Here is a 26,891-nt window from a genome sequence, read left to right as displayed (position 1 = left end):
GGTCTTTCCGCTATTTGCGGGTGGCCGGCTTCTTGGCGGCGGCCTTGGCCTTCTTGGAGTTGCGGCCCGCGCCGCCGCCCTGACCGATCGAGGCCTTTTCCGGCATGGCGCGCGGCGGAGGAACCGGCTCGACCGGCATCGGGGTGCCGGAGGCCTTGATCACGCACTGGCCGGTATCCATCAGGACATGCTGGCCGAGGCAGAAGACGTCCTCATAGTGCGGCTTGGCGACGGCCAGGCACTGGTAGAGGTTCAGCTTGCCCATGTTCAGGCACATGGCCGAATTGGGCTCGGCCATCACGGCCTCGATGGTGGCGAGGTTGTCGTCTCCGGCCGCGCCTAGCGCCGCCAGGGCCGCCACGGCCAGGCCGCGAACGACGACCGGCGAATAGGGTCCGGCGGCGGCGCGCGGCGTCAGGCTCAGGGGCTGGACGCCCACCGAGGCCTGCTGCAGGGCTGCCACATCGCTGGTGTCGCCCAAGGCCGGGATCGCTGACATGGTCTTGGCATAGGCCAGGCGGCCGTCGCGGTCCGGCACCGAGGCCTTGGACCAGGCCGAGCGCTGCACGTCATAGGCGGCCTGTTTGACGGCCTTGCCGGCGGCATAGACCTTGAGGCCTTCCGCGCCGAGCGTGTCGATCACGAGGCCGGCGGCAGTGTCGCTGCCCTTGAAGCCGACCGCATAGGCCGGATCGGCGATCAGCTGGGCGATCACCTGCTGGCGCTGGGCCGGGTCGGCCGCAAAGCTGCGCACGTCACCCACAAAGGCCGGATCCTGCAGGGCGATGACGGCGGCATAGGCGGTCGCGCCAGACAGCAGCTGCTTGGGCTCATAGGCCACGCCCACCTTCAGTGAAGACTGGATCTGTTCGCCGTTCTGGAAGTCGGGACGTATCGCGCCGGCCCGGGCCATGTAGCCGCGGAAGGCACTGGCCCGCTCGACCAGCACATTGGACAGGGTGATCGGCGGCGGGGCCGGCGGCGCGACGACGACGGGCGGCGGCGGGGGGGGCGGCGGAGTCTCGCAACCGGCCAGGACGCTGGCCAGGGCGACGGCGGCCGTCAACAGAACGGCGCGCGCACGCGAAGAAATAGGCATTCCGGGCAACTTCCCCATGGGTCTGGTTTTCGCAGATAGCATCTGCGGCGGGCGGTATTGTGACACTCAGCCCGTTAAGCAGCCTTTGACAAGCGTAGCCGCAAGCAGCTTCGCTCAAGGGGGGAAGGGACCGAAGCGATCAGTCGAACAGCTTGGAGACCGACTCTTCATTGGCGATCCGGCGGATCGCTTCACCGATCAGCGGGGCGCACGACACATAGCGGATCTTCGGGCAGGCCTTGACGGTGTCGGAGGCCTCGATCGAGTCGGTAACCACCAGTTCGGTCAGGACCGAATTGGCGACGCGCTCGGCCGCCGCGCCCGACAGCACCCCGTGGGTGACATAGGCGCTGACCGAGACCGCGCCCTGGGCGACCAGGGCGGCAGCGGCGTTGCACAGGGTGCCGGCCGAGTCGGCGATGTCGTCGAACAGGATGCAGCGGCGGCCCGAAACGTCGCCGATGATGTTCATCACCTCAGATTGGCCAGGGCCCGAACGGCGCTTGTCGACGATGGCCAGGTCGGCGTCGTTCAGACGCTTGGCCAGGGCCCGGGCGCGCACCACGCCGCCGACGTCGGGCGAAACCACCATCAGGTCATCGCCGATCGAATAGTTGCGGATGATGTCGTCGGCCAGCAGGCGCGAGGGCAGCAGGTTGTCGGTCGGGATGTCGAAGAAGCCCTGGATCTGGCCGGCATGCAGATCCATCGTCAGAACGCGGTCGGCGCCCGAGCGGGTGATCAGATTGGCGACCAGCTTGGCCGAGATCGGCGTGCGGCCGCCGGTTTTGCGGTCCTGGCGGGCATAGCCGAAATAGGGAAGGACGGCGGTGATCCGCTTGCCCGACGCGCGCTTCAGGGCGTCGATGCAGATCAGCAGCTCCATCAGGTTGTCATTGGCAGGATAGCTGGTCGACTGCAGGACGAAGACATCCTCGCCGCGGACGTTCTCGTCGATCGTGACGAACACTTCCAGGTCGGCGAACCGGCGCACCTGGGCGCGGGTCAGCGGCATGTCGAGATACTCCGCAATCGACTGGGACAGCGGACGGTTCGAGTTGCCGGACAGCAGCTTCATGGGGGCGCTCGGAGCAGGGGGTGTCGCGTTGCGGGGCTTCTAGCAGCGATCGGCCCCGGGGCAAGACCTTAACGGCCGACATGACGGATCTGCGACGCTTTGTGGCTTTCGGGTTGGCCTACGCCTCCAGCGCGATCGCCGACAGCAGCCGCCCGTAGTCGCCCTCGCCGTTCAGGAAAGCCCGGCGGTTGGAGAAGAACAGGGCCTCCTCGGCCCGGGTATCTCGGCCCACCCATTCGCGCTGCTCGATGCCGGCGGTGCGCAGGCGGTCCAGCACGAAGGCCGGTAGGTCGAACATCCGCTTGTCGTCGCTGACGCCGGGCAGGAAGAAGTGGCCCGAGCCGGGGCAATCGGCTTCGAAGCGGTGCAGGAAGTCGACGCCGACCTCGTAGGAGTCCGGCCCGATACAGGGTCCGACGGCGGCGACCATGCGCTCGGGCTCGCCCCCGAGCACCACCATCCTGTCGACGGCGGCCTGGACGACACCGTCCAGCGCTCCGCGCCAGCCGGCATGGGCTGCGGCGACAATGCGGGCCACGGGATCAACGATCAGCACTGGCGCGCAGTCGGCCGACAGCGCGCCACAGATCACGCCGGGCGTCCGGGTGACGACGGCGTCGCCCTCGGGCCGCACATCGCCCCAGGACCCGTCGGCGACGATCGCGATGGTCGAATGGATCTGGTAGCAGGTGTTGAGGTCTTCAGGCGCGACCCCGAACCAGCGCGCGGCGCGGGCCCGGTTCTCGATCACGTCGGCCGGATCGTCCTGGCTGCCCCGCCCGACATTCAGGCTGTCATAGATACCGGTCGAGACCCCGCCCTGCCGGGTGAAGAAGGCATGGCGGACACCCGGAATGGCCGCCAGCAGAGGCGACTGAATGGTGGGCAGGTCGATCTTGGTCATGTCGCGTCCTCGAAGAGGGGGGGCGAAAGGCCGGGCGCGCTGAGGCAGACGACCTTGAACAGGTGGCCCATCTGCGCCTCTCCGGTCAGGCGATCAAGCTGTCTTGCGATCACATCGGCGCGGTCGGGGCGGGCGGCGGCCAGGGCCTCGGCCCGCGCCTCAATGCCCAGCCTTGCCAGAAAGGTGGCCTGCCGCAGGATCGGTCCGGCTTTCGCACCGGCTTCGACACCGGCCGCCAGCACGGCCGGGAAGTCGGCCCAGACGGTCAGGTCGGCCTGGCCGGGGCTCTCCAGCGGATCGACCTTGCGGTGGCCCTGCACGGCCTGGAGCGTGTCGCCGGGACCTAGGGTGTCGCGACCATAGTCGATCAGCAGGGCCGCGCCGCCATCGGTCGCGACCCGGTGGCCGATCTCGGTGCCAAGGGCGGCCTGGGCGGGCGAGGATTCGAGGAGGGTTCCGGGCGGATGGTCCTCCCGCCACTGGGGGATACCCTCGTCTCCAGCCGGAAAGCGGCTGCCATCCCGGACGAGCGCATCGCGCGCAGATCCGGGACCGACGCCTGAACTCAGAACTTCCGTCGGTCCCGGATCTGCGCTTCGCTTGTCCGGGATGACAGCTGTATGCGCTGCGCGGCCCGCTCGCCCACTGGGGAGAGGATTCAGGCTGCGCAATCCAAACGCCAGATTCCCCGCCTCATCCAGCCCGATCACCCGCTCGGCCCAGCCCGTTTCCGTGCGGACAAACTGGCGGGCGGGCAGGCAGTCCAGCACCTCATTGGCGACCAGGAGGATCGGCGCGCCGCTCGGGACGGCTTCAAGCCGGTCAGCCCAGCGCGGCGGCAAGGGCGCGCCGGCCAGTCGCTCCGCCTGCAGAGCGCGCAGGGGCGAGGAGACCTCGACAAGCCATAGCTCGGCGGCGGCCAGAAAGTCCGGTGCCAGCCGCGCGGCGCGCAGCAGGTCGCTGATCAGGGTCCCGTCGCCGGGCCCCATCTCGACCAGCCGGAACGGTGACGGCCGGCCCATGCGGGTCCAGGTTTCCACCGCCCACAGGCCGATCAGTTCACCGAACATCTGGCTGACCAGCGGCGCGGTGATGAAATCGCCGCCGGCCCCCAGGTCGGGCCGGGTCGCGTAATAGCCGTCGTGCGGGTCGTGCAGGCAGCGGGTGAAATATTCGGCGAGGCTGATCGGTCCGTCCTGGGCGATCTGGGCCTTCAGACGGTCAAGCAGGCTCATGGGTCTCGGAATTTGGAGCCTCGTCGGCCGGCTCGCGCAGCGCCTTCCACAGCATCCAGGCCCCGACCAGCAGCATCGGGATCGACAGGATCATGCCCATGGTCAGGCCGAACGGAAAGTCGGGCATGCCCTCGTCGGGATTGCGCACGTTCTCCAGCAGGGCGCGGAACAGGCCGTAGCCGACCAGGAAGGCCCCAGTCAGGGCTCCCCGGCGCCGCAGCCATTTCAGTCTGTAGGTCGCGAACCACAGAATGGCGAACAGCACGAGCCCTTCCAGGGCCGCCTCATAGAGCTGGCTGGGATGGCGCGGATCCGGCCCGGCGGGACAGCGGCCGCCATTGGCATACTGGACGGTCTGGTTGCAGAAGATCACCCCGAAAGGATGGTCCGTGACCCGGCCCCAGAGCTCGCCATTGATGAAATTGGCCACCCGGCCGAAGAACAGGCCGATCGGCGCGACCGGAGCGATCAGGTCGCCGAGTTTCAGCACATCGATCTTTTGCTGACGGGCAAACAGGGCCACGGCCGCGCAGACGCCCAGAAAGCCGCCGTGGAAGGACATGCCGCCCTCCCAAATCCGGAAGGCTGCCATGGGGTGCTCGATCAGGCCGTTCCTCTGGCCCTCATTCACCAGCATGTAGAAGAGGATATAGCCCAGCCGTCCGCCGAGGATGATGCCGAGGGTGATCCAGAGCACCAGGTCATCGATCTGCAGCGGTGTCGCCGTAGGTGTCCGGCCGCCCCACAGGGGTTCGCGGTTGACCAGGCGGACCATGTAGCGCCAGCCGAGCAGAATGCCGGCGACATAGGCCAGGGCGTACCAGCGGATCGCCAGCGGGCCCCATTGCAGGGCCAGGGGGCCCAGGTGCACGACCGGGTCGATATCGGGAAAGATCACGCGATGGACTCCGTTCCGGACAGATCGTCGCAGCCATAGCCGGTTCGGTCTTCGCTTTCACCCCCTGCTTCCCATATAAGCTTTGCGGACACAGTCGCCCGCATGTGGAATCCCGATGCACAGCCAGAACCCCTTCCTTGACGAATTCGCCAAGCTGACCCAGGCGGCCATGGGCATCGCCCAGACGGCCGGCGAAGAGGCCAAGACCGCCATGCGGGCCCAGGCCGACCGTCTTGCGGCTGAATTTGACCTGATCCGCCGCGAGGATTTCGAGGCGCTCAAGGCCGAGGTGGCTGCGCTGCGCGAAGAGGTTGCCGGCCTGAAGGCCAAGAAGGCCGCTGCGCCCAAGGCCGACAAGAAGGCCGCCGGAACAGGCGAATAGACAAACCGCTGTTCGCCCTCGACGTGAAGGGGCTGTGACGGCGCTCGCGAAGCAGATTAGACTCATCGCGACGTCAGCGATTCATGGGGGGTCTCTCGCCCGCCATCGCTCACGGGACGCGCAGGATTCCTATGGATACCCGACCGGAAGACGACGACGTCCTGATGGCGCTCGACCCCCTCGAGGTGGTCGAGCATGTTCTGTCCGCCGAAAACCTGACCTTTGACCGCACCGAAGACGGCGATCTGGCCTTTGCCCTGACTGGCGACTGGAAGGACTACGAGCTGTGGTTTGCGTGGCGGCCTGAGGCCGACTGCCTGCAACTTTGCCTGTCTCTGGACCTGCGGGCCCCCAAGACCAAGCGCGCCAGTGCCTATGAGCTCCTGGCCATGATCAACCAGCGCGTCTGGCTGGGCCATTTCGAGGTCTGGACCGAGGATGGCGAGGTGGTGTTCCGCCATGCCCTGGCCCTGCCGGCAGGCGAGCGCCCGACCATGGCCCAGGCAGCCTCGATGATCGACGCTGCCGTCGAAGCGGCTGACCGCTTCTATCCGGCCTTCGACTTCCTGCTGCAGGGTGCCAAGACCCCGGACGAGGCCATGGCCGCCTGCATGTTCGAGACCGTCGGCCAGGCTTAGGGCTTTAAATCCTTCTCCCCTTGCGGGAGAAGGTGTCGCGAAGCGACGGATGAGGGGGCGCGCTGGCGATCTCCGTGAAACCCCTCATCCGACCTGTTTCGCAGGCCACCTTTTCCCGCAAGGGGAGAAGGACAGAGATCGGGAAACTTCATGACCCCCATCCTCCTCCTCGGTGCCGGTCGCATGGGTGGCGCTCTGATCCAGGGCTGGCGCGAGGCCGGGGCCTTTTCCGCCGCTGACCTGATCGTCCGTGATCCCAATGTTGACCCCGCCGCCTTCGTGGGCGCTCTGGTCAATCCGCCGCTGGAAGCCCTCTCCGCCGCGAAAACCGTCCTGCTGGCCGTCAAGCCGCAGATCTGGCGCGAGGCGATCGAGGATGTGGTCCCCCACCTCGCCCCCGATGCCGTCATCGTCTCGATCGCCGCCGGGGTGCGCGCCGCTGACATTTCTTCAGCCTTCGGCGGTCGCGCCGTTGCCCGGGTGATGCCGACCACTGCCGTGGCCATCGGCCGGGGCACCGCCAGCATTTATGCCGACACGCCGGACGCCCGCTCTGTTGCCCAAGCCCTGTTCGCGCCCGTCGCCACAATCGTCGATCTCGACCATGAGGACCTGCTGCACGCGGCCACTGCCGTCTCGGGCTCGGCTCCGGCCTATCTCTACGCCTTCGTCGAGGCGCTGGAGGCGGCCGGTGCCGGGGTGGGTCTCGACCCGGCCGCTTCGGCCCAGCTGGCTCGCGCCACCATCATCGGCGCAGCAGCCCTGATGGAGGCCGGCGGCGAGGAGCCCTCCGAGCTGCGCAAGCAGGTCACCTCGCCGGGCGGCACCACGGCGGCGGCGCTTGCGGTGCTGATGGGCGAGGGCGGCTTCGGCGATCTTCTGCCCCGCGCGCTGGATGCAGCGATCGCGCGGTCAAAGGCCCTGGGCGGCTAGCGGATCGCTGACCGAAAATTCACTCGCCAGGCGAGCGCTACAGTCTAAGGTCGTGGTCAGATCCGTGCAGCAACCCGCCGGAGGGGGCATGACCGACAAGCAGTATTTCAGCCTCGCCAGGGCCGTCGCCTATGTCATCCTTTTCCTCGCGGTCCTGATCGCCTGGCTCAGGCTCGTGGTCGGGCCCCTCTGGGGTTCAGCCTCGGATCTGGGTCTGATCGGTGCCGTTCTGGCGGGGGCGGGCGGCGTGCTGGGCCTGGCCTGGCTGGCCCGCTTGATGGTTCGTGACGTCGCCAGGGGCCTATCCCCCGTCAACCGTGAGACCCAAAATCATGAGTCCTGAGCCCGCCTTCGCCCGCAAGTCGATCACTCCGACCTCCTTCCGCAATGCCATGGTGATCGTGGCCGGCGTGCTGGTCCTGATGACCGGCGGCTGCCAGATCCTGTCGCACAGCACCACGGTCGAGCCCGGCAATGTCGGGGTCAAGATCAAGACCCTCGGCTCCGGGGCCGGGGTGTCGCCGGAAGCCCTGCCGGCGCGCTGGTACTTCCGCGGCATCGGCGAGCGGATCGTCCAGTATCCGGTGATCCAGCGTACCTACAGCTACACGCGCGAGAAGGACGAGCGCGGCAATGAGAACGAGGAGATCACCTTCTCCGACAATACCGGCCTGCCGATGACCGCCGATGTCTCGGTAACCATGCAGGTCAATCCGGCCTCGGCCCCGAATCTCTACCAGACCTATCGCCTGACCTTCGACCAGCTGCTCGATGGCCCGATCCGCAATGATGTCCGCTCGGCCGTGGCGGCCGAGGCCGAGAAGGTCGGGGTCGAGACCCTGTATAGCGGGGGTCGCCAGATGGTGATCCAGAAGGCCTTCGCCAGGGTCGCCGGGAAGTGGTCCAAGCACGGGGTGACGGTCTCGCAAATGGACTGGATCGGCTCGATCCGCTACCCGACCGCCGTCATCGACCAGATGCAGCGCAAGACCCAGCTGGAGCAGGAAGCCCTGGCCGCCAAGGCGCTCGAGGCCAAGGAAACCGCCCTGGCCAATGCCGCCGTGGCCAAGGCCAAGGGTGAGGCCGAGGCTATCCGGATCAAGGGCGAGGCACTCCGCTCCAACCCCCAGGTCCTGCAGCAGCAGGCGATCGAGAAGTGGGATGGCGTCCTGCCCAAGGTCACCGGCTCCTCGACGCCGTTCGTGAAGATCGACTGAATTGAAGTCGCCGGGGACGCGCATCGCCTTGCCATCGTCCCCGGTGCCCGCCATCTGAAGAGGCATGACCGCCGCTGAAGACCTCCTCGATCGCGCCGCCGCCGCCGCCCTGGCCCTGGCGGCTGACAAGCCCTGGCATCACATCGCCCTGCGTGACATCGCGCTGAAGGCGGAGGTTCCGTTCGCCGAGCTCTACGCCCTGGCCTCGGGCAAGGGCGCGGTTTTGGCCCATCTGTCGACCCGCTTCGATCGCGCCGCCCTCGGAACGGTCTCGGCCGACGACGCCTCGACCCATGACCGGCTGTTCGATGCGGCCATGGCGCGGCTCGAGGCGATGGAGCCACATCGTGCCGCGCTGATCGCCATCGCTGCGTCGGAAGGCGTGGTCGTGTCCGCCCTGCGCTTTCCAAAGACTGCGCGGGCTATTCTCGAGGCGGGAGGCGTCGAGGCCACGCCGGTCCGCCTGGCCGCAATGACGGCGGTCTGGGCCCGGACCGTCCAGGTCTGGCGCGATGACGAAGGGGCCCTGAACCGGACCATGGCCGAGCTGGACAAGCGGCTGAAGCTGCTGGCCGAGCGGCTCAGCAAGATCGGGGCGGGGTTTTGAGGCTCCCCCGTTGGGGGAGCTGTCGCGGAGCGACTGAGGCGGACTTCTCGGCTTAGGCCGCGATGCCCCCTCCGGCCCTCCAGGCCACCTCCCCCAGAGGGGGAGGGTCTACGCCGTCCGAACTAGCCCGGTAAACGCATCACCGCCCGCAGACCGGCCATCGGTGAGCGTTCCAGCACCAGGTCCCCGCCCAGGCCCCGCGCCATGTCGCGGGCGATGGCCAGACCCAGCCCGACGCCCTTTTCGTTCTGGTTGCGGGACTCATCCAGCCGGTTGAACGGCTTGAAGGCGTCCTCATAGCGGTCTTCCGGAATGCCCGGGCCATCGTCGTCGACCAGGATCTCCACCCCGCCGGTGATCCGCGCGGCGACCGAGACCCTGACGTGTTCGCCATGGGCGGCAGCATTGTCGATCAGGTTGGCCAGGGCGCGCCGGAAGGCATTGGGCCGCAGTTCCACGACCAGGTCGGGCGCGATCTCGGCCTCGACTGCCGCGCCGGTCCGGACGGCGGCCGCCACGACGCCGCCGATCAGATCGGTCAGATCGACGGTCTGGGGCGTCTCCCCGCCCTCGCCGCGGGCAAAGGCGAGGTATTCGTCGATCATGTGCTCCATTTCCGAGAGGTCGCCCTTCATGGCGTCCATCCGCTCGCACGGTTCGGCCAGGGCCACCTCAAGCTTCAGTCGGGTCAGGGGCGTGCGCAGGTCATGGCTGACACTGGCCAGCAGGGCGGTGCGCTGCTCGATATGGCGCTGGATGCGCGCCTTCATGGCCAGGAAGGCCATGGCGGCCTGCCGCACCTCGCGCGCGCCATGGGGCTTGAAGTCGATGTCCCCGCCGCGACCGAAGGCATCGGCCGCATCGGCCAGGCGCTCGATGGCCCGCACCTGGTTGCGGATGAACAGAATGGCCACCGCCGTCAGCAGCAGGGTCGCCATGACCATCCAGAGGATGAAGATATGGCCCTGGGTGGCGAAGGCCCGATCGCGCAGGGCGTAGATCTGCAGGACCCCGCCCTCCACCTGCACCCGGATGTCGATATAGGCGGTGTAGCGGGTGGTATCGAACCAGAAGGGCGCGATCAGCCGGTCGGCCAGGGCGTCCTGCAACGAGCGATCCAGGGCCGGCAGAAGCGAGGTGCGACGCCCGGTCGGCAGTTTCTTGCCCTTCTGAAAGGCGATGGACAGGGCCAGGGATTCTTCGGCGCGCGCGGCCAGCTTGACGACGGCCTCGGGGCTCGGATCGTCCTGGTAGCTGGCGACGGCCCAGGCGATGTCGCCGGCCAGCCCCTCGGACAGCTTGCTGTTCACAGTCTGCCAGTGGGCGTCGAAAAAGGCCCAGGTCACGGCGATCTGCATCACCGCCACCGGCAGGACGATGATCAGCAGCGACCGTCCGAACAGCGAGGTCGGCAGCCAGCGCTTGATCTGGCGGGGGATGTAGAGCTTGGCGCGCAGGCGCATCAATCCGGGGCCAGCCGATAGCCAATGCCCCGCACCGTCTGCAAATAGCGCGGGTTCTTCGGGTCGGGCTCGATCTTGCGGCGCAGGCGGGTGACCTGGACGTCGATGGCGCGGCCGGTGGCGTAGGCGGTGTCGCGGGCCAGATCCAGCCGGTCGACCGGCTCATGCACCGCGCGAGCCAGACGGCGCATCAGGGCGACCTCGGCCTCGGTCAGGCGCACGGGCTGGCCGTCACAGGTCAGCTCGCCGCGGTCGGGTTCGAAGGCGCAGCGTCCCAGGGACAGGGCCCGCGGGCCGGTCGGCCGTGCGGTGGTCCGGCGCAGGATGGCCTCGATCCGCAGCAGCAGTTCCTGCGGTTCGAAGGGCTTTCCCAGATAGTCATCCACCCCGAGGCTCAGCCCCTCGATGCGGTCCTGGGTCTGGTCGCGGGCGGTCAGCATCAGGATCGGGGTGCGGGCGGTTTCGCCGCCCTTCGCCCTCAGGCGCCGCGTGAAGGCCAGGCCGTCTTCGCCGGGCATCATCACGTCCAGCACCATCAGGTCGAAGTCCAGGGCGGCGCAAAGCCTGTCAGCCCCGGCCGCATCGGCAGCCGTGCTGACCCGGAACCCGGCCCGGACCAGGTACTCCTTGAGCAGCTTGCGAATGCGGTCGTCATCATCGACGACCAGCAGGTGACGGTCGCGGCGTTCTTCGGGTGTCATGCCACCACTCTACGGGTTGGACCCACGCCCTGTCTCGGACCCGCGAGGGCGGCCAGGATGCGCCTTGTGCCGGCCACGCCGTCGAGGCCGCCGGTTCGATAGGCCTTGGCCAGCAGGGCGCGCAGGCGCTCGGCGGTGCGGGCCTCGAAGGCCAGGCCTTGCTCGGTCAGCACCGCGGGCTTGCGGCGGCCGTCCAGATCGCCCGAGGCCCGTTCGACCAGGCCGGCCCGGGCCAGGTCCGCCAGGGTGCGGCTGGCGGCCTGTTTCGAGAGGCTGGTCAGTTTTGACAGGTCCTGCACGCCGATGCCGGGCCGGCGTCGGAGCAGGAAGGCCGCGCGCCAGTGGGATCGTCCGAGGCCGAGGCCTTCGGCTTCCAGGGCCCCATCGACCGCCGCCCAGAGGGCCGCCTCGGCCAGCAGGATCAGCTCCAGGCCGCTATCCAGCTCCTCGTCACGCAGGATGAGCCGGGGATCGGCCGCGCCTTGCTGCAGAGGGGCTATCATCGCCTTGGGGTCCACCGGGTTTTCGTCAGGCTGTCAGGAGGTCAGGGCCCTACGGTGGCCGAGATCGGCGGAGGCCGCAAGGCGAGGTGGCCCAGAACGGCCAGGCCGCCCGGGATCGCTCCCGGACGGCCCATGCTGGAGTGCAAGGTCGCTGGGCTCAGAAGGTCTTGCGCAGGCGCAGCGAGACGAAGGTGCGCGGATCGATCGCCCGGTCCTCGACAAAGGCCACAGCCCGGGTGGTGCGGTTGGCATAGACCGTCCGACGGACCGTGAAATCGTCCCAGAGGTTCAGCTGGGCCCGAAGCGCCAGGGTCGGGCTCGGCTTGTACTCGACGAAGCTCTCGTAATAGCCCGCGCCGCGCCAGACGACGGTCTGGTCCGGATCATAGGTGCCCTGGCCGAGGCGCGGCAGCCAGTTGACCCCCCATTGCAGCTTGTAGCGCGTCAGGTCCTGCTGGAACCCGACATTGGCCTGGCTGGCCCGGACGCCCGAGATAGGACGCTTCTTGCCGCTGGTCGGATCGACCACACTGGTCTCGTTCCAGTCGTTCTTGAAGGTGAAACGACCACCCGGAATGTGCAGTCGGTCCAGAGGCACGACGATATTGACCGACAGGCGGTCCAGTGTGCCGTCGCCGATATTGCCCGTGGCAGAAAGACCGCCCGGCAGGGGCAGGCGGTCGATCACGCCGATGATCTCGTCATGGCGATAGCCGACCGAGACGATGCCTTCGCCCAGGAACCGGCGCTCATAGGTCAGCTCCGAGATCCAGCGCTGCTCCGGCTCCAGATTGACATTGCCGCCATAGACAGTGTCGTCATCGAGTTCCGCCGAGGCGGCGAAATCGTCGAAATCCAGCTGGCCCAGTTCGCGTTCAAACCGGAAGCGGACCTGGTTCTTCTCCATGGGCGTCCAGGTGGCCAGGAAGCGCGGTTTGGCGAAGAAGAAGCTCTTTTCGTGGTCCGCGTCGCCCGACTGCTTGATGGTCGAGGTTTCCAGGCGCAGACCACCCTCAAGGGTCAGCTTGGGGTTCATCTGCCAGGTGGCCTTGGAGAAGGCTTCACCACGGGTTTCCTCGACCTTGACCGAGGCTGACGGCAGGGGCACGGCCACGCCGCCCTGGGTAAAGGCCTGCTCGACCTCCAGCATGTTGTAGGCGACCTCGCCGCCGGCCTCGAAGGTCAGGGCGGCCGAGCGCTCGTGCCGCACCAGGGCGCGGAAGATGGTTTCCGAGGACTCGCCCTGCGAGCTGAACCGCTGTTGCGGCCGCGCGACGCCGCCCAGGCTTTCCTGGCCGCTCGAGACGTCTTCCGAGATCTCGAACTCGTGGATCGCCCGGGTTTCCATAGACCAGCGCGGCGCGATGGGACGGGTATAGGTCAGGCCCAGCTCGCCTTCCCGGTCCTCATAGGCATAGCTGTTCTCGCGCAGGGCCGCTGATGAGCGCTGCACGGACCAGTTCTGCCAGTCGCCGACACCATAGCGGGCCGTGGCGTCCAGCTTTCCGCCCAACACGGGTCCATTGAAATTGCCGCGGATCGCGTTGCCGCCACCCCAGCTGTCATTCACATAGGCCTCATCGCGGGTCACAGCGCCGGTACCATCGCGGCGGATCGTGCGGCCCGGGCCGTTGGAATCGCTGGTTCCCATGCCGTCCGACAGGGTCACGCCCCAGCTACGGTCGCCCTCACGGGCCGTGAACTGGTAGGAGCCGCCGAAAACATCATGCCCGCCGTCGAACAGCTGGCCGTTGAGGGTCAGGATCGACTGGCGGCTGGCCGTGGACTTCAGGATCACGTTCACGATCACCGAATAGCCCTGCATGTCGATGCCGGCGGCCCCGCCGCGGATCAGTTCGATGCGCTCGACCTGGTTGGCGGGGGTGCGTGACAGGACGCTGGAGCCGGTGTCGTTCTTTGAGGCCGGCCGATTGCCATTGATCAGGATGTTACCGACCGCGCCCTCGAAACCGCGCGCGCCGGAGCCGTCATTGGCCGAGAAGCCCGGCACGCGGCTGACCATGTCCATGGCGGTGTTGGGGCGCTGAGCGGCGAAGAAGTCCGGCTGAAAGACCAGAACTCCGCGTTGGTTTGCCTCGGCGGCGGGGGCCGGGGTCTCTGACGTTTGGGGCGCTGCGACGGCAAGGGCCGGGCCGGCCATCAGGATCAGCGCCGTCGTGGCCAGCAGGATGGTTCTGGTCATCAGTGTCCCCTCGAACTTCAGGAGGAGAGCTCTGCCGATACTGCGTCTTCATCTCAAGTTACAAGGGAGAAAGGTTGTTCAGTTCATGAAATCATTACACGATTTTCATGTTCTATTTATTGATCTTGATTTCGCGACGATCCAATTTTTACTACGAATTGAAGTACAAATTCATAGATTTAAAATATACTACCGGGGTCATCCACAGATTCCGCATGGAAGACGGGTCGGAGCCAGTGTTTGACGATGCTTGTAGTCTCAGGCCGGGGCCGGTGGCCTTTTGGTCCTGTAGCGGCTCACTCTAGGCCTAGAGGCCGCTGCGGTGCTTTTGCAGCCTTGCTCGGTCGGCGGGCGAAAGATCCATGCTGAGCGCCCGAGTCCACAGGCTGCCGGCCCGGCTCAGGTCGCGATGCGGGCTTCCAGCTCGGCCAGTCTCTGGCGCGTGGACTCCAGGTCCGAGGAGAAACGGGTCGGGTCGCGGGCCGCCAGACGGGCGGCGACGTCATAGCTTTCGCGATAGAGATCCAGGGCCCGCATGCGGTGGCCGCGGTCTTCCCGCAGGTCGGCCAGGCGTTCCAGCGACACCGACAGGGCACGCTGGGCACCGGGGTCATGGGCCTCGCGCCCGCCGCTGGAGCGCCGCAGGGCCAGGGATTCTTCGAAGGCCGAGAGGGCGTCGTCCAGCCGCCCTTCGATCTCCGCCACATCCCCTACCCCGGCCAGGGTACCGGCCAGCAGTTCCATGGCATTGATGTCGTTGGGGGCGGCCCGCAGGGCATCGCGGGCATAGGAGACGGCCGTTTCATAGGCCTCGGCGGCGTCGTCCAGCTGGCCCTGGCCGCGCGCGAAATCGCCAAGGTCGCGATGCACCATGGCCAGTTCGCGGTCGCCGCGGGCGGCCGTCTTCATGGCCAGCAGCGCCCTGGCCGCGTCGTTCCAGGCTTCGGACCGGGTCAGGGCTACCATGCGCTCGCGCAGCTGGGCAAAGCTCTCGGCCGCCGCAGGCTTGGGCGGTGCGGCCGGCTGAGGCGGCGGAGGCGGCACGGGCGTGGCCTGTAGAACCGGCATGACGATCGGCGGGGCGTCCGGAACGGGCTCGGCCAGCAATACCGGCATCGCGACCAGTCCGCTGTCGAGGTCCAGGGCGACCGGGCCTTTCCTGCGGGACTTGGGCCTGGGGCGCGGGGTCAGGGCGGCGACGACGAGTACTCCCCCGAGTATCGCCGCCGCCGCGCCGGCCAATGGTCGATGCGGCTCGAAAGGTCCGAGATCGAGATGCGCGGCCCAGCTTCCCAGCTGTCCCCAGCCTGCAACTACATATCCCGACGTCGCCAGGATCGTCCCCAATATGATCCCTACGATGCGAGCCAGCATGCCGCCCCCTCCAAGACGTCCATTCGCCAGGAGGAACAGGTCAGCCGAGCGGGCCTGCGTCGTCGAGCCGTCTCAACTGGCAGGGGAAGTGGGTCTGGAAAGACGACGCGGGTGCGGGCAGCGCAGGCAGAGGCTGCCTTTAAATCAGCCATGTCCTGGGTCGCGGATAGGCTTCGCCCTTGGCCAGGTAGTAGATCCCGACGCCGCAGCGGATCGCAAACCACACCCCGACCAGGCCCATGATCATGGCGCCGGCTGCCACGACCGGGATGCCGACCAGCAGAAGCGACAGGGGCAGACCCAGGATGAACATCGCCAGGCCGATCAGGAACCAGCCGATGGTCAGCCAGAAACTGCGGATGGCGAAGGTGTAGTGGCTCTCATTGATCGGGCCGGCCGCGCTGCGGTTGGCATAGGCGACGATCAGCCCGACCACCGTAGTGGCCGCGCAGCTGGCGAAGCCCAGCAGGTAAAGCCCATAGACGACGGCCGGCAGGACCTTGTCCTCTTCGGCGCGGATCACGGGCGACGGGGCGGGAGCGGAGACATCGGTCATGACTCAGAGCATCCAGTTTTGCGGGGTGGGATAGGCCTGACCCTTGAGCAGATAGGACAGGCCGATGATGCAGCGCACGGCCAGCCAGACGCCGACCGCGGCCAGGATCACGAAGCCGATTCCGATCACGCTCAGCAGTCCGCCGGCCAGGGCAAACAGCAGCGACAGCCAGAAGGTGCGAATGGCGAAGACATAGTGGCTCTGCAGCCAGTCGGGCGCGCCCTTGCGGCTGACATAGGCCAGGATCACGGCGATGACGCTGGTGACGCCCCCGGTGATCAGCCCGCCCAGGGTCAGGGCATAGACGACGACCGGCAGGGTCTTGTCATCCTGCAGGGCCGGTGGAACGGCGGGGTCGAGATCGGTCACGGCGGGGCTTGTGTCCTGGAGAACAGCGTTGGCCCAAGGATCGTCCTTATCGACGGACGATGCAAATGAAGGTCCCGTAACCCTGCGTTTATCCGAACTCTGCGGCCGCTCTGGGCGGATCGCCGCCGGCTCGGTAAGAGACGGCATGTCACAGGCCCGACAACTTGCTCTCCTGCTGCTGGGGACCCTGATCCCTCTCGCCCTCCCGGCCCTGGCCAACTCCCAGGAGGTCGAGCCGATCTCGGTCTGGGGGCGTCGCGCCCATGAGCTGGGCCGTGCCACCTCGGCAAGCGAGGGTCGCATTGCCTATGCCGATTTCGCCATTCGGCCGCTGCTACGTCCCGCCGAGCTGCTGGAAGCGGTGCCGGGCCTGGCCGCGACCCAGCATTCGGGGGCCGGCAAGGCCAACCAGTACTTCCTGCGCGGCTTCAATCTAGACCATGGCACGGATCTCGCCGCCTCGCTCGACGGGGTGCCGCTGAACCTGCCGTCGCATGGCCATGGTCAGGGCTATCTCGATCTCAACATCCTGACCCCGGAATTCGTCCACGACATCAGCTTCCGCAAGGGGCCCTATTCGGCCGAGAACGGTGACTTCGCGACCGTCGCCGCGGTCGCCTTCGAGACGGCGGATCACCTGCATGGCGACGGCCTGCAGGCCTGGGCAGGTCAGGACGACTACTATCGCGTCGTCGGCTCCCGGGCGCTCAGTCCCGAGGTCATGATCGCTGCTGACCTGTCCAGCGGGCGCGGGCCCTGGACCACGCCGGAGGACCTCAGAAAGGTCAATCTGCTGGGCCGGGGCCTCGTCGGAGGCTGGTCCGTCACGGCCCTGGCCTATGATGCCCGTTGGACGGCCACTGACCAGATCCCGCGCCGGGCCGTCGAGGCCGGCACTCTCGGCCGCCTTGACACACTGGACGCAACGGATGGCGGAGAGACCTCGCGCTACATCGTCTCGGCCCGCCGCCGCGATCTGCTGAACGGCCTCGACACCGTGGTCTATGCCCAGCGCTATCGGCTCGACCTGTTTTCGAACTTTACCTATGCCCTTGAGGATCCGGTGCATGGCGACCAGTTCCAGCAGGTCGACCAGCGCTGGATCTATGGCGGGGCCCTGACCAAGCGCTGGGCGCTCGGCGACGGCTGGAGCGCCCGGACCGGCGTTTCCGCCCGGGTCGATGACATCGGCAAGGTCGGCCTCTACCGCACGACGGCCCGGGTCCGGCGGGCCACCGTGCGACAGGACGCACTGACGGAATGGTCCACGGCCGTCTGGGGCGAGGCCTCGCGGGACCTGGGCCAGCTGGATGTCACCCTGGGCCTGCGCGCCGATGCAATGGGGGCCCGGGTCGAGGCCGGCGATCCGCGCAATTCGGGAACCGTCTCCGAGGTCCTGATCAGCCCCAAATTGGCCCTGGCCTGGCGGCTGTCAAAGACCTTTGAGCTCTATGCCAATGCCGGGCGCGGCTTTCACTCCAATGATGCCCGCGGGGCGGTGATCACCGTCGATCCGGCCAGCGGCGCGGCGGCTGAGCAGGCCCCGCTGCTGTCGCCTTCCGACGGCGCAGAGCTCGGACTTCGCTGGCAGGCCAGGACCCTGACCCTGACGGCGGCGGCCTGGGCTCTGAAGGTCGATTCGGAGCTGGTCTATGTCGGCGACGCCGGCTTCACCGAGGCCAGCGGTGCGACCCGGCGCCGGGGCCTGGAGCTCATGGCCGACTGGCGGCCCACCCAGCGCCTGAGCCTGTCGGGTGCCTATGCCGCCGCCCATGCCCGCTTCACCGGCGCTCCGCCTGAAGGCGACCGGATTCCCAATGCCATAGGCGAGGTGATCAGCGCCGGTGCCACCTGGCGGATAGCGGACGCCTCGACCCTGTCCCTGACCTGGCGACGTCTGGGCTCGGCGGCCCTGGTTGAGGACAATTCGCTGCGCTCGCGGCCCAGCAGCCTGGTCAATGCCCTTTTCGTCCAGACCCTGGGGCCGGTCAGCCTGATGGTCGAGGTGCTGAACCTGACGGATAGCCAGGCCGACGACATAGCCTACGCCTATGCCTCGCGGCTGCCGAACGAGCCCGCCGGCGGTGTGGAGGATGTCCATTTCCATCCTGTCGAGCCCCGGACGCTGCGGGCAGGCCTAAAGATCAACTTCTGACCCCGGACAATAAAAAACAGGGTGATTTTCTCCGCGACCCTCGCCAAGGTCGCGCCGTGACGTCACACGGGCGGCCATGTCCAGGGGGCTTTTGAACTTGTCCACGCGTTCTATCCGTTACGCCGTCGCCGGCGTTATCGCTGCGGCGCTCGCCGTAACCCTGACTTCCGTCGCCCAGGCCGACGCCATCCGGCAGACCAAGGCCCCCTTCGACGACAAGTTCCGGCAGCTGGAAGGCGAGGACTGGCCGTCCCCGACGGACTATCGCAATGCCGCGGGCGCACCGGGTTATCGCTACTGGCAACAGAAGGTCGACTACGACGTCGCCGTTCGCCTGGATGAAGATTCCAAGCTGCTGACCGGCAAGGCTTCGATCACCTATCGCAACAATTCGCCCGACAGCCTCCCTTATCTGTGGCTGCTGCTGGACCAGGACTACAAGCGCGACTCGATCAGCAAGCTGACCGAGACCGTCTCGGGCGACAGCATCAGCCTGGGTCAGGTCCGCCGCATCCAGCGCTTCAAGGAGTGGGAAGGCGGCTTCACGATCAAGTCGGTGAAGGACGCCCAGGGCCGTCCGCTGAAGTTCACCGTCGTCGACACCCTGCTGCGCGTTGATCTGCCGTCCGCTGTCCGCGCCAATGGCGGCGAGACGAAGCTGACGATCGAATGGTCGCTGCCGATGGTCGAGAACAAGGTCGTCGGCGGCCGCAGTGGCTATGAGTGCTTCACCGGCAAGGGTGAGGACGGCAACTGCATCTATGAAGGAGCCCAGTGGTTCCCCCGCCTGGCGGTCTATTCGGACTATGAAGGCTGGCACAACAAGGCCTTCCTCGGGGCCGGCGAGTTCACCCTGGAATTCGGTGACTACCGCGTTGCCCTGACCGTGCCGTCCGACCACGTGGTCTCGTCCACCGGCGTGCTGCAGAATCCGGCCGCCGTCCTGAGCGCTGCCCAGCGCGAGCGCCTTGCCAAGGCCCGCACGGCCAGCGAGCCCGTCTATGTGGTCACGCCCGAAGAGGCCCTAGCGGCCGAGAAGGGCAAGGCCAAGACCGAGAAGACCTGGATCTTCCAGGCCAGCAATGTCCGCGACTTCGGCTGGGCCAGCTCGCGCAAGTTCGTCTGGGACGCCCTGGGCGTGAAGCAGGAAGACCCGTCGGCAGAGCATCCGGTCGTGATGGCGATGTCCTTCTTCCCCAAGGAGGCCCGCCCCCTGTGGGACGCCTATTCGACCAAGTCGATCGCCCACACCCTGAAGGTCTATTCGGACTTCACCTTCGCCTATCCCTATCCCGTGGCCCAGTCGGTCAACGGCCCGGTCGGCGGCATGGAATATCCGATGATCAGCTTCAACGGCCCGCGGCCGGTGAAGGACAAGAAGACCGGTGCCCTGACCTACACCGAGCGCGCCAAGTACGGCCTGATCGGCGTGGTCATCCACGAGGTCGGCCACAACTATTTCCCGATGATCGTCAATTCCGACGAACGCCAGTGGACCTGGATGGACGAGGGCCTCAACAGCTTCCTCGAATTCCAGGCTGAGGTGCAGTGGGACAAGAAGTTCCCCGCGCGTCGCGGCGAGCCCAAGGACATTGTCGAGTACATGGTCAGCCAGGACCAGGTGCCGCTGATGACCCAGTCGGACTCGGTGATCCAGTTTGGTCCGAACGGCTATTCCAAGCCGGCCACGGCCCTGGTGATCCTGCGCGAGACCATCATGGGCCGCGAACTGTTTGACCGGGCGTTCAAGGAGTATTCCAACCGCTGGCGCTTCAAGCACCCGACCCCGTATGACTTCTTCCGCACCATGGAAGAGTCCTCGGGTGTCGATCTCGACTGGTTCTGGCGCGGCTGGTTCTACTCGACCGACCATGTCGACATCGCGCTGGACAAGGTCGTCAAGGCCCGCCTGGACAGCGGCGATCCCGATGTCGAAGCCGCCGTGCGCAAGGCTGCGAACGCCATCGAGCCGGAGTCCCGCACCGCCGCCAACAACAGCGGCACGACGGTCATCGACCGCGACCCCAAGGTCCGCGACTTCTACAATGCCAATGACCAGTTCACGGTGTTCGAGAGCGCGCGCAAGAAGGCCAAGTCGGCCCGTGAGGACCTGACGCCCGAGGAGCAGGCCGCCCAGGACCTCAAGGACAATCTCTACCGCTTCACCTTCCGCAACATCGGCGGCCTGGTGATGCCGGTGATCGTCAAGATGGACTTCACCGACGGCACCAGCGAGACCGTCCGCATCCCGGCCGAGATCTGGCGCAAGAATTCGCGGCAGGTGACCTGGCAGCACGTCTCGCCCAAGGAACTGAAGGGGGCCCAGATCGATCCGCTCTGGGAAACCGCCGACGCCGATCGCGGCAACAATATCTATGAGGGTGCCATCACGCCCCTGACCCTGAAGATCCAGAAGGCACCGGATGCGACCAACCGCATGAAGGACGCCAATCTCAAGGTCGAGCCCGGCGGTCTGGGAACCCTTCCGGCGGAAGAGCCCAAGAAGGACGAAGGCTCCAAGTGATCGCCCGCGCGGCCGCCCTTTGGCTGGCGGCAGGACTCGTCCTGGCCCCGCTGCCGGCGGCCGCGCATCGGGGCCATGGCGTGCTGAGCGTCGTGGAGATCGACGCCCGGACGGGCGGGGTCCGGGTCAGCCACCGGGTCGCGGCCCATGATGCTGAACCGGCCCTGGCCCAGATCGCGCCTGAGGCCCAGGCCAGCCTCGACGATCCTGACGCGGTCGAGGCCCTCAAGGCCCATATGGGCGAGACCTTCGCCCTGGCGATCAACGGTGAAACGGTGAGCCTGACCCTGAAGGACCTCACCCTGGGGGCGTCCGAGGTCCGCTTCGAGTACAGCGGCCAGACGCGTCCCTCAGATGTGACCGGCCCCGTCGACGTGCGGGCCGCGATGTTTGCCGATGTCTATGGCGACGAGGTCAACCAGGTGAACATCCGCCGGCTGGGCATCACGCGCACCCTGGTGTTCAGCGGCGCGGAGGCCGATGAGGTTCAGAGACTCGACGCCCTGGTGCTCGAGACCCGCTGAGGGCCGGCAGGTCATTTCGGGTTTAGGGCAGAAGGTCCCGGGGCGGGTCGCGCGGATCGAAGCCGTCGCCGCGCGACAGCCAGGGCAGGGCAGCCAGCAGCAGCAGCAGGACGAAGCCCATGCGGGCGGCCATGTCGATGCCGACGGCCGCCATGCCGGCCCCCAGTGACGAGGCCAGGACCGCTACCGTTCCCAGGGCCAGCAGACCCATGACCCAGGTCAGGGCAGGGCGGGCTTCGATGCGGGCCAGGTCAAAGCGGGCGTTCGGGGCGGCCTCGGCGGCCTGGCGCGACAGGGTGCGGACAAAGGCCGAGAAGCTGTCCAGGCGGTCATCGGTCTGTCCGGGGGCCACATAGCTCTGGGCGATGATCACCATCCGGGCGCGGCCAAAGCTCAGTTGCAGCACCCGCCGACGGCCGCCCCTGGGCGGCGCGGCCAGGCGAAACCGGGTCAGGGCACTCAGGGGAAAGCCGCGTACGCCCTGTCCGCGCGTCTCGACCAGTGTCCCGTCCTGCAGCGTCCAGACCGTCTGCGGCTGGAAAGGCGCAAGCCGGGCGCTGTGGGTCGGGATCATGCGCGCTAGGCCCGGACGGCGGTGATCTCGACACCGGCAGCAGCGGCGTGGGGGGCCAGGGCCAGGGGCTTTTCGACCCGGACCCGGGCGCGGGTCACGCGACTGTCGCTGAAGCAGGCCTGGGCCAGGCGTTCGGCGAAGGTCTCGACCAGATCGATATGGCCCTCGTCGGCGATGGACCGGGCGGACTGGCCGATGGTCTCATAGTTGACGGTGTCGCCCAGGCGCTCGCAGTGGCTGGCGGCGACGTCCAGTTCGACATCGATCACCAGGGGCTGGCGGCGGCCATGCTCGTGGTCATAGACCCCGATCCAGGCCTCGACCTTGAGTGCGCGCACAAAGACCTTGGTCACGATCACCCGGGCAACGGGCGAAACGTCGGCGGCGGTTTCAGCGAGGGGGGAGGCGGCCAAGCGGTGCGCCTTTCTTAAGGTGCGACGATGTCGGGCGTGCGCCAGCCCAGATGCTGACCGGCGTCCACGGCGATCATCTGGCCCGTGACCGACCTTGCGTCAATCAGATAGCGCAGGGCGGCGGTGACGTCGTCGGGAGTGGCGCGGCGTTGCAACAGGGTGCCGGCGGCCTCGGCCTCGAACTCGCCGGGAGCCTGGTGGACATTGGGCAGGGTCGGGCCGGGCCCGATGGCATTGACCCGGATGCGCGGGGCAAGGGCCTGGGCCAGGGTCTGGGTCGCCCACCACAGGCCGGACTTGCTGAGGCTGTAGCTGAAGAACTGCGGATTGGGCCGCCAGACCCGCTGGTCGACCATATTGACGATCAGGCCTTCCAGATCGTCGGGCAGGGCCATGGCGAAAGCCTCGGCCAGGACCACGGGCGCGCGCAGATTGGTCTCGAGATGGGCGTCCCAGCGAGCCCGGTCCAGCGAACCGACCCGGTCATCGTGAAAGGTGGAGGCGCTGTTGACCAGCAGGGTCACCGGGCCGAGCGTCGCGGCGCGGGGAATCAGGCCAGCGACCTGGTCTTCGTCGGAAAGGTCGGCCGATACCGCGATACCGCGACGGCCAAGCGCCTTGATCCCGGCCAGGGTCTCGGTGGCTTCGTCGACGGCCCCGCGATGGTGCACGGCGACATCAAAACCGGCGCGCGCGGCCTCAAGGGCCAGGGCCTGGCCGATCCGGCGTCCGGCGCCGGTGACCAGGGCCGTCCCGCGCGCGGTCACGGGATTCAGTCGATGCGGCCGAACTCGAAATAGTTCAGGGCCACGAGAACGCCGATGAAGACGCTGATGACGAGGATCGCGATCATGACGCGGCTCCGGCTAGGATTAGGACTATAGCGGCTTTAGCGAGGCGCGGTGTCCGGGGCAAGAGCGGGTTCACGCCAAAGGAAAATCGGCAGGATCGTCGGTCCAGGGATTGAATAGCGGCGCGCCGCTGTCCTGGACGTCGCGGGTGTTGCCGGTGACCAGAAACAGGTCGTGTTCCAGGGCCGTGGCCGCCAGCAGGGTGTCGATCACCGACGGCGCGTGACCCGTGCGCAGCTTCACCGCGCCCGAGATCTTGCCCCAGCGGCGCACCACCGGATCGCTGACCGACAGGACCCGTCCGGCGAACCGCCCGGCCAGGGCGTCGCGAGCGGCGATATAGCGCGAGCGGTCGGGATGATCGGGCGCCAGGTTGTGGATGCCCTTGTCGTATTCGCCCAGCGACAGAACGCTGATGAACATCCGCGCCTCCGGCTGACCCGCGGCCCAGGCCTTGACGCTGGGAGCGCCGTTCGGATTGATCAGGGCGGCGATGACATTGGTGTCGACCAGCCAGCCCTTCACAGGTCGAGATCTCGCCCAGAATCGGGTTCGCGCTCCACATCGAGCCCATCCAGATGCAGGCCTTCCAGAAACGAGACCAGCGACAGACGGGCCGGATCGGGCGGCGACAGGCGTTCAAGGTCCTCGATGCTCATCACCACCACGGCGTCCTTGCCGCGCACGGTCACCCTTTGCGGGCCCTGGCTGCGGGCCAGACGCACCACCTCGCTGAAGCGGGCCTTGGCGTCTTCCAGTTTCCAGCTGAGATCGCCCATGGCAGACTCCATCTGACTAGCTAGTCAGATGATAGTTCGGATGGGCCAGACGGGCAAGGGCGGCTATCCTCCGCCCCATGCTCTGGCGTCGACACATCGAACCCTTCACCCGACCTCTGGTCTATGCCTGGTTTCGCTGGAAGCGGGGGCTGACGCTGGGGGTGCGGGGGCTGGTCACCGATCCCGAGGGCCGGGTGCTGCTGGTCCAGCACACCTATATCCCCGGCTGGTACATGCCCGGCGGCGGGGTCGAGCGGGGCGAGACGGCGGAGCTCGCCCTGGAGCGCGAACTGCAGGAGGAGGCCGGGGTACGGGTTCTGGCCCGGCCGGTCCTGCTGTCTGTGCACTCCAACGAGATCCACCATCCCCGCGACCATGTCCTGGTCTATCGGGTAACGGCCTGGGAGCCTTGCCAGGCCTCGGCCCAGGGCGAGATCCATGCGGTCGGCTGGTTCGCCCCGGACGCCCTTCCCGACACCATCAGCCCCGCCACCCGCCGCCGGATCTCAGAGGCTCTGGACGGGATCGACAGCGATGTGATGTGGTGAGGGCTTCCCACATGAACGCCGATCATTAAAATGGTTGTTTGAACAAGGCCCGCCGCTTCCCAAATCAGAGCGGACCTAATTCCCATAAAGGGCAGGAGCACGGCATGCGCGACTACACCAAGTTCTATATCGACGGGGCCTGGGTCGATCCGGTCGCGCCCAAGACTCTGGACGTGATCAATCCGGCCAATGAAGAGGTCTGCGGACGGATCTCGATGGGCGGCGTCGCCGATGTCGACAAGGCCGTGATGGCCGCCCGCCGCGCCTTCGAGACCTTCAGCCTGACCAGCCGCGAAGAGCGGATCGATCTGCTGGAGCGCATCGTCGCCGAATACATGAAGCGCTTCGAGGACATGGCGAAAGCCATCACCGAGGAGATGGGCGCCCCCGCCTGGCTGGCCCAGCGCGCCCAGGCCGCCATGGGCATCGGCCACGTCCAGACCGCCATCGCCGTCCTTAAGAACTACAAGTTCGAGGAAGATCGCGGCACGACCCGCATCGTCAAGGAGCCGATCGGCGTCTGCGCCTTCATCACGCCGTGGAACTGGCCGGTCAACCAGATCGCCTGCAAGGTCGCGCCGGCCCTGGCCACCGGCTGCACCATGGTGCTCAAGCCTTCGGAAATCGCTCCGTTCAGCGGCTATATCTGGACCGAAATCCTCAACGCCGCCGGCGTGCCGCACGGCGTGTTCAACCTGGTCAATGGCGACGGCCCCACGGTCGGCGCGGCCCTGTCCAGCCATCCTGAAGTCGACATGGTGTCGTTTACCGGCTCGACCCGCGCCGGCATCGAGGTGGCCAAGAACGCCGCTCCGACCGTCAAGCGCGTGCACCAGGAGCTGGGCGGCAAGAGCCCCAACATCATCCTGGAAGACGCCGACTTCCAGCGCGCCGTCACCGGCGGCATCGCCTCGGTGATGATGAACTCGGGCCAGTCGTGCAATGCCCCGACCCGCATGCTGGTGCCGGGCAAGAAGATGGACGAGGTCATCGCCATCGCCCGCGCCGCCGCCGAGTCCCACACCGTTGGCGACCCCAACGGCAATTCCAAGATGGGTCCGGTCGTCTCCGACGTGCAGTGGAAGAAGATCCAGGGCCTGATCCAGAAGGGCATCGACGAGGGCGCGACCCTGGTCAGCGGCGGCGTCGGCCTGCCGGACGGCCTGGACAAGGGCTACTATGTCAAGCCCACCGTCTTCGCCAATGTCACCAACGACATGACCATCGCCAAGGAAGAGATCTTCGGTCCGGTCGTGGCGATCCTCGGCTATGACTCGGTCGATGAGGCCGTGAAGGTCGGCAACGACACCGAATACGGCCTGGCGGCCTATGTCTCGGGCGGCGACGAGGCCCAGATCCGCAAGGTGGCCAGCAAGCTGCGCGCCGGCCAGGTCAATATCAACGGCGCTGGCCCCGACATGATGGCCCCGTTCGGCGGCTACAAGATGAGCGGCAACGGCCGCGAATGGGGCGACCACGCGTTCGGGGAGTTCCTCGAGACCAAGGCGATCCTCGGCTATTCGCCGAAGGTGGCGGCGGAGTAGGGCTCTACTCCTGAGGTTTGAGTTTGGAGGGGCGGGGTCGAAAGGCTCCGCCCTTTTTTACAGGCGCGCCTGTTCCAGCCGGGCCCTTACAGCTGTCTCTGCCTCGCGCATCATGGCTGACCATTCGGCTCTAAAGCGGTCGGAGCCAGCAAAACGCCCCTCGCGAGGGAGAGGGTTGTTTTGATCCTCGACTTGTTCGATCGCGGCTGCCTCGATTAACAATGCTAACGAAAACAAAAGATCATAGGTCTGTCGCTCGATGAATATGCTTTGGCCAATTAGGTAATTTCTGGCCTCACTCGCCTTCTCGAGAGCGTTTAGAGCTTGGCCCCTATTAACCATCTGCTGATAGAGCTGTTGCCGGTCTGCCGGCTGTGCATTCAGAATCGTCGTCTTAATATGCTCAGTAGTATCAATTTGATCGAGCATCTCGCGCACGGATACATCTGGAAGGTTCGCGACGTCGAGGTACTGCCTAACACGACGGGTAGCTAGTTCAGTTGCGCCGGCAGCTGTGTGGATCACATCCCATGCGCCGGTGAGGGCATCGAATTCGCGAGCCAGAAGTCTCGTTCGTCTATCCAGTTCGGCGCTGAGATCGTGGCGCAGTTTCTCCAGTTCGCCCGCTGACGTAGCTGAAAGCGCTGCTTTATGTGCCTCGAGATCCCTCGCTAGCTTGCCTTCGAAGAGCTTTTGCCCAACCCAGCCGGCGGCCACAGCTACTACGGCGGTTCCGCCAAGCGCTTTGATGATGTCGAACACGGTACTGAGCATACGTTCCGTCCACCTGCAGTATCACTGCCGTGGGCTCACACCCGG

The 26,891-nt window shown here is 66.9% G+C and carries 29 protein-coding genes; 11 read left to right on the top strand and 18 right to left on the bottom strand.

Translation table 11 applies throughout. From position 1 onward, the window contains the following. Positions 1 to 10 precede the first annotated feature (10 nt). The 5 genes from ACW17U_RS15095 to lgt all read right to left on the bottom strand — a co-directional run bounded on the left by ACW17U_RS15095 (position 11) and on the right by lgt (position 5,214). Positions 11 to 1,099 (bottom strand): hypothetical protein, encoded by a 1,089-nt coding sequence (locus tag ACW17U_RS15095; protein ID WP_492053510.1) that lies wholly within the window; start codon positions 1,097 to 1,099, stop codon positions 11 to 13. Positions 1,100 to 1,238: 139 nt separating this feature from the next. Continuing rightward, complete coding sequence (locus ACW17U_RS15090) at positions 1,239 to 2,177, bottom strand: ribose-phosphate pyrophosphokinase (protein WP_062143447.1); 939 nt, start codon at positions 2,175 to 2,177, stop codon at positions 1,239 to 1,241. 118 nt (positions 2,178 to 2,295) lie between these two features. Next, complete coding sequence (gene pgeF, locus ACW17U_RS15085) at positions 2,296 to 3,081, bottom strand: peptidoglycan editing factor PgeF (protein ID WP_492053508.1); 786 nt, start codon at positions 3,079 to 3,081, stop codon at positions 2,296 to 2,298. After that, positions 3,078 to 4,316: a class I SAM-dependent methyltransferase gene (locus ACW17U_RS15080; protein WP_492053506.1), complete on the bottom strand. Its 1,239-nt coding sequence runs from the start codon at positions 4,314 to 4,316 to the stop codon at positions 3,078 to 3,080. The genes pgeF and ACW17U_RS15080 overlap by 4 nt, the downstream gene beginning before the upstream one ends. Beyond that, the gene (gene lgt, locus ACW17U_RS15075) at positions 4,303 to 5,214 is read right to left on the bottom strand and encodes a prolipoprotein diacylglyceryl transferase (protein ID WP_492053505.1); all 912 of its coding nucleotides are present in this window, start codon (positions 5,212 to 5,214) and stop codon (positions 4,303 to 4,305) included. Before lgt ends, ACW17U_RS15080 begins: the two co-directional genes overlap by 14 nt. 115 nt (positions 5,215 to 5,329) lie before the next feature. Between lgt and ACW17U_RS15070 the strand changes: the two genes are divergently transcribed. The 6 genes from ACW17U_RS15070 (at position 5,330) to ACW17U_RS15045 (ending at position 8,991) form a co-directional block, all read left to right on the top strand. Next, positions 5,330 to 5,596 (top strand): accessory factor UbiK family protein, encoded by a 267-nt coding sequence (locus ACW17U_RS15070; protein ID WP_062143461.1) that lies wholly within the window; start codon positions 5,330 to 5,332, stop codon positions 5,594 to 5,596. A gap of 131 nt (positions 5,597 to 5,727) precedes the next feature. Continuing rightward, the gene (locus ACW17U_RS15065; RefSeq protein WP_062143465.1) at positions 5,728 to 6,234 is read left to right on the top strand and encodes a type III secretion system chaperone family protein; all 507 of its coding nucleotides are present in this window, start codon (positions 5,728 to 5,730) and stop codon (positions 6,232 to 6,234) included. A 150-nt stretch (positions 6,235 to 6,384) separates the two neighbouring features. Further along, complete coding sequence (gene proC / locus ACW17U_RS15060; protein WP_492053502.1) at positions 6,385 to 7,167, top strand: pyrroline-5-carboxylate reductase; 783 nt, start codon at positions 6,385 to 6,387, stop codon at positions 7,165 to 7,167. A gap of 88 nt (positions 7,168 to 7,255) precedes the next feature. Continuing rightward, entirely contained in the window at positions 7,256 to 7,510 is a 255-nt protein-coding gene (locus ACW17U_RS15055) for a hypothetical protein (RefSeq protein WP_492053500.1), read from the top strand. After that, positions 7,500 to 8,384, top strand: a complete 885-nt coding sequence (locus tag ACW17U_RS15050) for an SPFH domain-containing protein (protein WP_062143474.1) — start codon at positions 7,500 to 7,502, stop codon at positions 8,382 to 8,384. The genes ACW17U_RS15055 and ACW17U_RS15050 overlap by 11 nt, the downstream gene beginning before the upstream one ends. Before the next feature lie 64 nt (positions 8,385 to 8,448). Beyond that, a complete protein-coding gene (locus ACW17U_RS15045) occupies positions 8,449 to 8,991 on the top strand; it encodes a TetR family transcriptional regulator (protein ID WP_492053498.1) in 543 nt (180 codons plus the stop codon). Between the two features lie 122 nt (positions 8,992 to 9,113). Here the strand turns inward: ACW17U_RS15045 and ACW17U_RS15040 are convergent, their stop codons facing one another. The 7 genes from ACW17U_RS15040 to ACW17U_RS15010 form a co-directional block, all read right to left on the bottom strand. Continuing rightward, on the bottom strand, positions 9,114 to 10,454 hold the full coding sequence (locus ACW17U_RS15040; protein ID WP_492053496.1) for an ATP-binding protein: 1,341 nt from the start codon (positions 10,452 to 10,454) through the stop codon (positions 9,114 to 9,116). Continuing rightward, entirely contained in the window at positions 10,454 to 11,155 is a 702-nt protein-coding gene (locus tag ACW17U_RS15035; protein ID WP_492053494.1) for a response regulator, read from the bottom strand. The genes ACW17U_RS15040 and ACW17U_RS15035 overlap by 1 nt, the downstream gene beginning before the upstream one ends. Further along, entirely contained in the window at positions 11,152 to 11,658 is a 507-nt protein-coding gene (locus ACW17U_RS15030; protein WP_062151162.1) for a MarR family winged helix-turn-helix transcriptional regulator, read from the bottom strand. The genes ACW17U_RS15035 and ACW17U_RS15030 overlap by 4 nt, the downstream gene beginning before the upstream one ends. Positions 11,659 to 11,815: 157 nt before the next feature. Next, positions 11,816 to 13,861, bottom strand: coding sequence for a TonB-dependent receptor plug domain-containing protein (locus ACW17U_RS15025; protein WP_492053492.1), 2,046 nt, complete (start codon positions 13,859 to 13,861; stop codon positions 11,816 to 11,818). 399 nt (positions 13,862 to 14,260) lie between these two features. Beyond that, positions 14,261 to 15,235 carry a tetratricopeptide repeat protein gene (locus tag ACW17U_RS15020; protein ID WP_492053490.1) on the bottom strand — a complete coding sequence of 325 codons (975 nt, stop codon included), beginning with the start codon at positions 15,233 to 15,235 and terminating at the stop codon, positions 14,261 to 14,263. A gap of 139 nt (positions 15,236 to 15,374) precedes the next feature. Continuing rightward, entirely contained in the window at positions 15,375 to 15,791 is a 417-nt protein-coding gene (locus ACW17U_RS15015; RefSeq protein WP_492053488.1) for a DUF4870 family protein, read from the bottom strand. Positions 15,792 to 15,794: 3 nt separating this feature from the next. Next, positions 15,795 to 16,160, bottom strand: a complete 366-nt coding sequence (locus ACW17U_RS15010; RefSeq protein WP_174515170.1) for a DUF4870 family protein — start codon at positions 16,158 to 16,160, stop codon at positions 15,795 to 15,797. 145 nt (positions 16,161 to 16,305) lie between these two features. Here ACW17U_RS15010 and ACW17U_RS15005 point away from each other — a divergent pair, with 145 nt between their 5' ends. From ACW17U_RS15005 to ACW17U_RS14995, 3 genes are all read left to right on the top strand, one after another. Next, a complete protein-coding gene (locus tag ACW17U_RS15005) occupies positions 16,306 to 18,315 on the top strand; it encodes a TonB-dependent receptor (protein WP_492053486.1) in 2,010 nt (669 codons plus the stop codon). 91 nt (positions 18,316 to 18,406) lie between these two features. Continuing rightward, a complete protein-coding gene (locus ACW17U_RS15000; RefSeq protein WP_492053485.1) occupies positions 18,407 to 20,839 on the top strand; it encodes a M1 family metallopeptidase in 2,433 nt (810 codons plus the stop codon). After that, positions 20,836 to 21,363 (top strand): DUF6702 family protein, encoded by a 528-nt coding sequence (locus ACW17U_RS14995; protein ID WP_062143502.1) that lies wholly within the window; start codon positions 20,836 to 20,838, stop codon positions 21,361 to 21,363. Before ACW17U_RS15000 ends, ACW17U_RS14995 begins: the two co-directional genes overlap by 4 nt. 22 nt (positions 21,364 to 21,385) lie before the next feature. Here the strand turns inward: ACW17U_RS14995 and ACW17U_RS14990 are convergent, their stop codons facing one another. The 5 genes from ACW17U_RS14990 to ACW17U_RS14970 form a co-directional block, all read right to left on the bottom strand. Further along, on the bottom strand, positions 21,386 to 21,937 hold the full coding sequence (locus tag ACW17U_RS14990; RefSeq protein ID WP_492053484.1) for a hypothetical protein: 552 nt from the start codon (positions 21,935 to 21,937) through the stop codon (positions 21,386 to 21,388). Positions 21,938 to 21,942: 5 nt separating this feature from the next. Continuing rightward, positions 21,943 to 22,350 (bottom strand): dihydroneopterin aldolase, encoded by a 408-nt coding sequence (folB, locus tag ACW17U_RS14985; RefSeq protein WP_492053482.1) that lies wholly within the window; start codon positions 22,348 to 22,350, stop codon positions 21,943 to 21,945. 14 nt (positions 22,351 to 22,364) lie between these two features. Then, positions 22,365 to 23,117, bottom strand: a complete 753-nt coding sequence (locus ACW17U_RS14980) for an SDR family oxidoreductase (RefSeq protein WP_492053481.1) — start codon at positions 23,115 to 23,117, stop codon at positions 22,365 to 22,367. Positions 23,118 to 23,273: 156 nt separating this feature from the next. After that, entirely contained in the window at positions 23,274 to 23,726 is a 453-nt protein-coding gene (locus tag ACW17U_RS14975; protein WP_492053480.1) for a type II toxin-antitoxin system VapC family toxin, read from the bottom strand. Continuing rightward, positions 23,723 to 23,980: a type II toxin-antitoxin system Phd/YefM family antitoxin gene (locus ACW17U_RS14970; RefSeq protein ID WP_207205011.1), complete on the bottom strand. Its 258-nt coding sequence runs from the start codon at positions 23,978 to 23,980 to the stop codon at positions 23,723 to 23,725. The genes ACW17U_RS14975 and ACW17U_RS14970 overlap by 4 nt, the downstream gene beginning before the upstream one ends. Before the next feature lie 77 nt (positions 23,981 to 24,057). Here ACW17U_RS14970 and ACW17U_RS14965 point away from each other — a divergent pair, with 77 nt between their 5' ends. Beyond that, positions 24,058 to 24,528, top strand: a complete 471-nt coding sequence (locus ACW17U_RS14965; RefSeq protein ID WP_492053478.1) for an NUDIX domain-containing protein — start codon at positions 24,058 to 24,060, stop codon at positions 24,526 to 24,528. Between the two features lie 104 nt (positions 24,529 to 24,632). Further along, positions 24,633 to 26,072, top strand: coding sequence for an aldehyde dehydrogenase family protein (locus tag ACW17U_RS14960; protein WP_492053476.1), 1,440 nt, complete (start codon positions 24,633 to 24,635; stop codon positions 26,070 to 26,072). 57 nt (positions 26,073 to 26,129) lie between these two features. Here ACW17U_RS14960 and ACW17U_RS14955 read toward each other — a convergent pair whose 3' ends face one another. Then, a complete protein-coding gene (locus ACW17U_RS14955; protein WP_492053474.1) occupies positions 26,130 to 26,834 on the bottom strand; it encodes a hypothetical protein in 705 nt (234 codons plus the stop codon). Between the last annotated feature and the right edge of the window lie 57 nt (positions 26,835 to 26,891).

This window comes from Caulobacter sp. AVps16 (genome assembly GCF_058681455.1).
Note: the sequence above shows the minus strand (reverse complement) of the source record. Positions and strands in the feature narration are given on the sequence as shown.

What these genes read in the sequence shown, in the direction of transcription:
- ACW17U_RS15095 (WP_492053510.1), bottom strand. Translation starts at nt 1,099, where the DNA reads ATGCCTATTTCTTCGCGTGCGCGCGCCGTTCTGTTGACGGCCGCCGTC.
- ACW17U_RS15090 (WP_062143447.1), bottom strand. Translation starts at nt 2,177, where the DNA reads ATGAAGCTGCTGTCCGGCAACTCGAACCGTCCGCTGTCCCAGTCGATT.
- pgeF (WP_492053508.1), bottom strand. Translation starts at nt 3,081, where the DNA reads ATGACCAAGATCGACCTGCCCACCATTCAGTCGCCTCTGCTGGCGGCC.
- ACW17U_RS15080 (WP_492053506.1), bottom strand. Translation starts at nt 4,316, where the DNA reads ATGAGCCTGCTTGACCGTCTGAAGGCCCAGATCGCCCAGGACGGACCG.
- ACW17U_RS15070 (WP_062143461.1), top strand. Translation starts at nt 5,330, where the DNA reads ATGCACAGCCAGAACCCCTTCCTTGACGAATTCGCCAAGCTGACCCAG.
- ACW17U_RS15065 (WP_062143465.1), top strand. Translation starts at nt 5,728, where the DNA reads ATGGATACCCGACCGGAAGACGACGACGTCCTGATGGCGCTCGACCCC.
- proC (WP_492053502.1), top strand. Translation starts at nt 6,385, where the DNA reads ATGACCCCCATCCTCCTCCTCGGTGCCGGTCGCATGGGTGGCGCTCTG.
- ACW17U_RS15055 (WP_492053500.1), top strand. Translation starts at nt 7,256, where the DNA reads ATGACCGACAAGCAGTATTTCAGCCTCGCCAGGGCCGTCGCCTATGTC.
- ACW17U_RS15050 (WP_062143474.1), top strand. Translation starts at nt 7,500, where the DNA reads ATGAGTCCTGAGCCCGCCTTCGCCCGCAAGTCGATCACTCCGACCTCC.
- ACW17U_RS15045 (WP_492053498.1), top strand. Translation starts at nt 8,449, where the DNA reads ATGACCGCCGCTGAAGACCTCCTCGATCGCGCCGCCGCCGCCGCCCTG.
- ACW17U_RS15040 (WP_492053496.1), bottom strand. Translation starts at nt 10,454, where the DNA reads ATGCGCCTGCGCGCCAAGCTCTACATCCCCCGCCAGATCAAGCGCTGG.
- ACW17U_RS15035 (WP_492053494.1), bottom strand. Translation starts at nt 11,155, where the DNA reads ATGACACCCGAAGAACGCCGCGACCGTCACCTGCTGGTCGTCGATGAT.
- ACW17U_RS15030 (WP_062151162.1), bottom strand. Translation starts at nt 11,658, where the DNA reads ATGATAGCCCCTCTGCAGCAAGGCGCGGCCGATCCCCGGCTCATCCTG.
- ACW17U_RS15025 (WP_492053492.1), bottom strand. Translation starts at nt 13,861, where the DNA reads ATGACCAGAACCATCCTGCTGGCCACGACGGCGCTGATCCTGATGGCC.
- ACW17U_RS15020 (WP_492053490.1), bottom strand. Translation starts at nt 15,235, where the DNA reads ATGCTGGCTCGCATCGTAGGGATCATATTGGGGACGATCCTGGCGACG.
- ACW17U_RS15015 (WP_492053488.1), bottom strand. Translation starts at nt 15,791, where the DNA reads ATGACCGATGTCTCCGCTCCCGCCCCGTCGCCCGTGATCCGCGCCGAA.
- ACW17U_RS15005 (WP_492053486.1), top strand. Translation starts at nt 16,306, where the DNA reads ATGTCACAGGCCCGACAACTTGCTCTCCTGCTGCTGGGGACCCTGATC.
- ACW17U_RS14990 (WP_492053484.1), bottom strand. Translation starts at nt 21,937, where the DNA reads ATGATCCCGACCCACAGCGCCCGGCTTGCGCCTTTCCAGCCGCAGACG.
- ACW17U_RS14970 (WP_207205011.1), bottom strand. Translation starts at nt 23,980, where the DNA reads ATGGGCGATCTCAGCTGGAAACTGGAAGACGCCAAGGCCCGCTTCAGC.
- ACW17U_RS14965 (WP_492053478.1), top strand. Translation starts at nt 24,058, where the DNA reads ATGCTCTGGCGTCGACACATCGAACCCTTCACCCGACCTCTGGTCTAT.
- ACW17U_RS14960 (WP_492053476.1), top strand. Translation starts at nt 24,633, where the DNA reads ATGCGCGACTACACCAAGTTCTATATCGACGGGGCCTGGGTCGATCCG.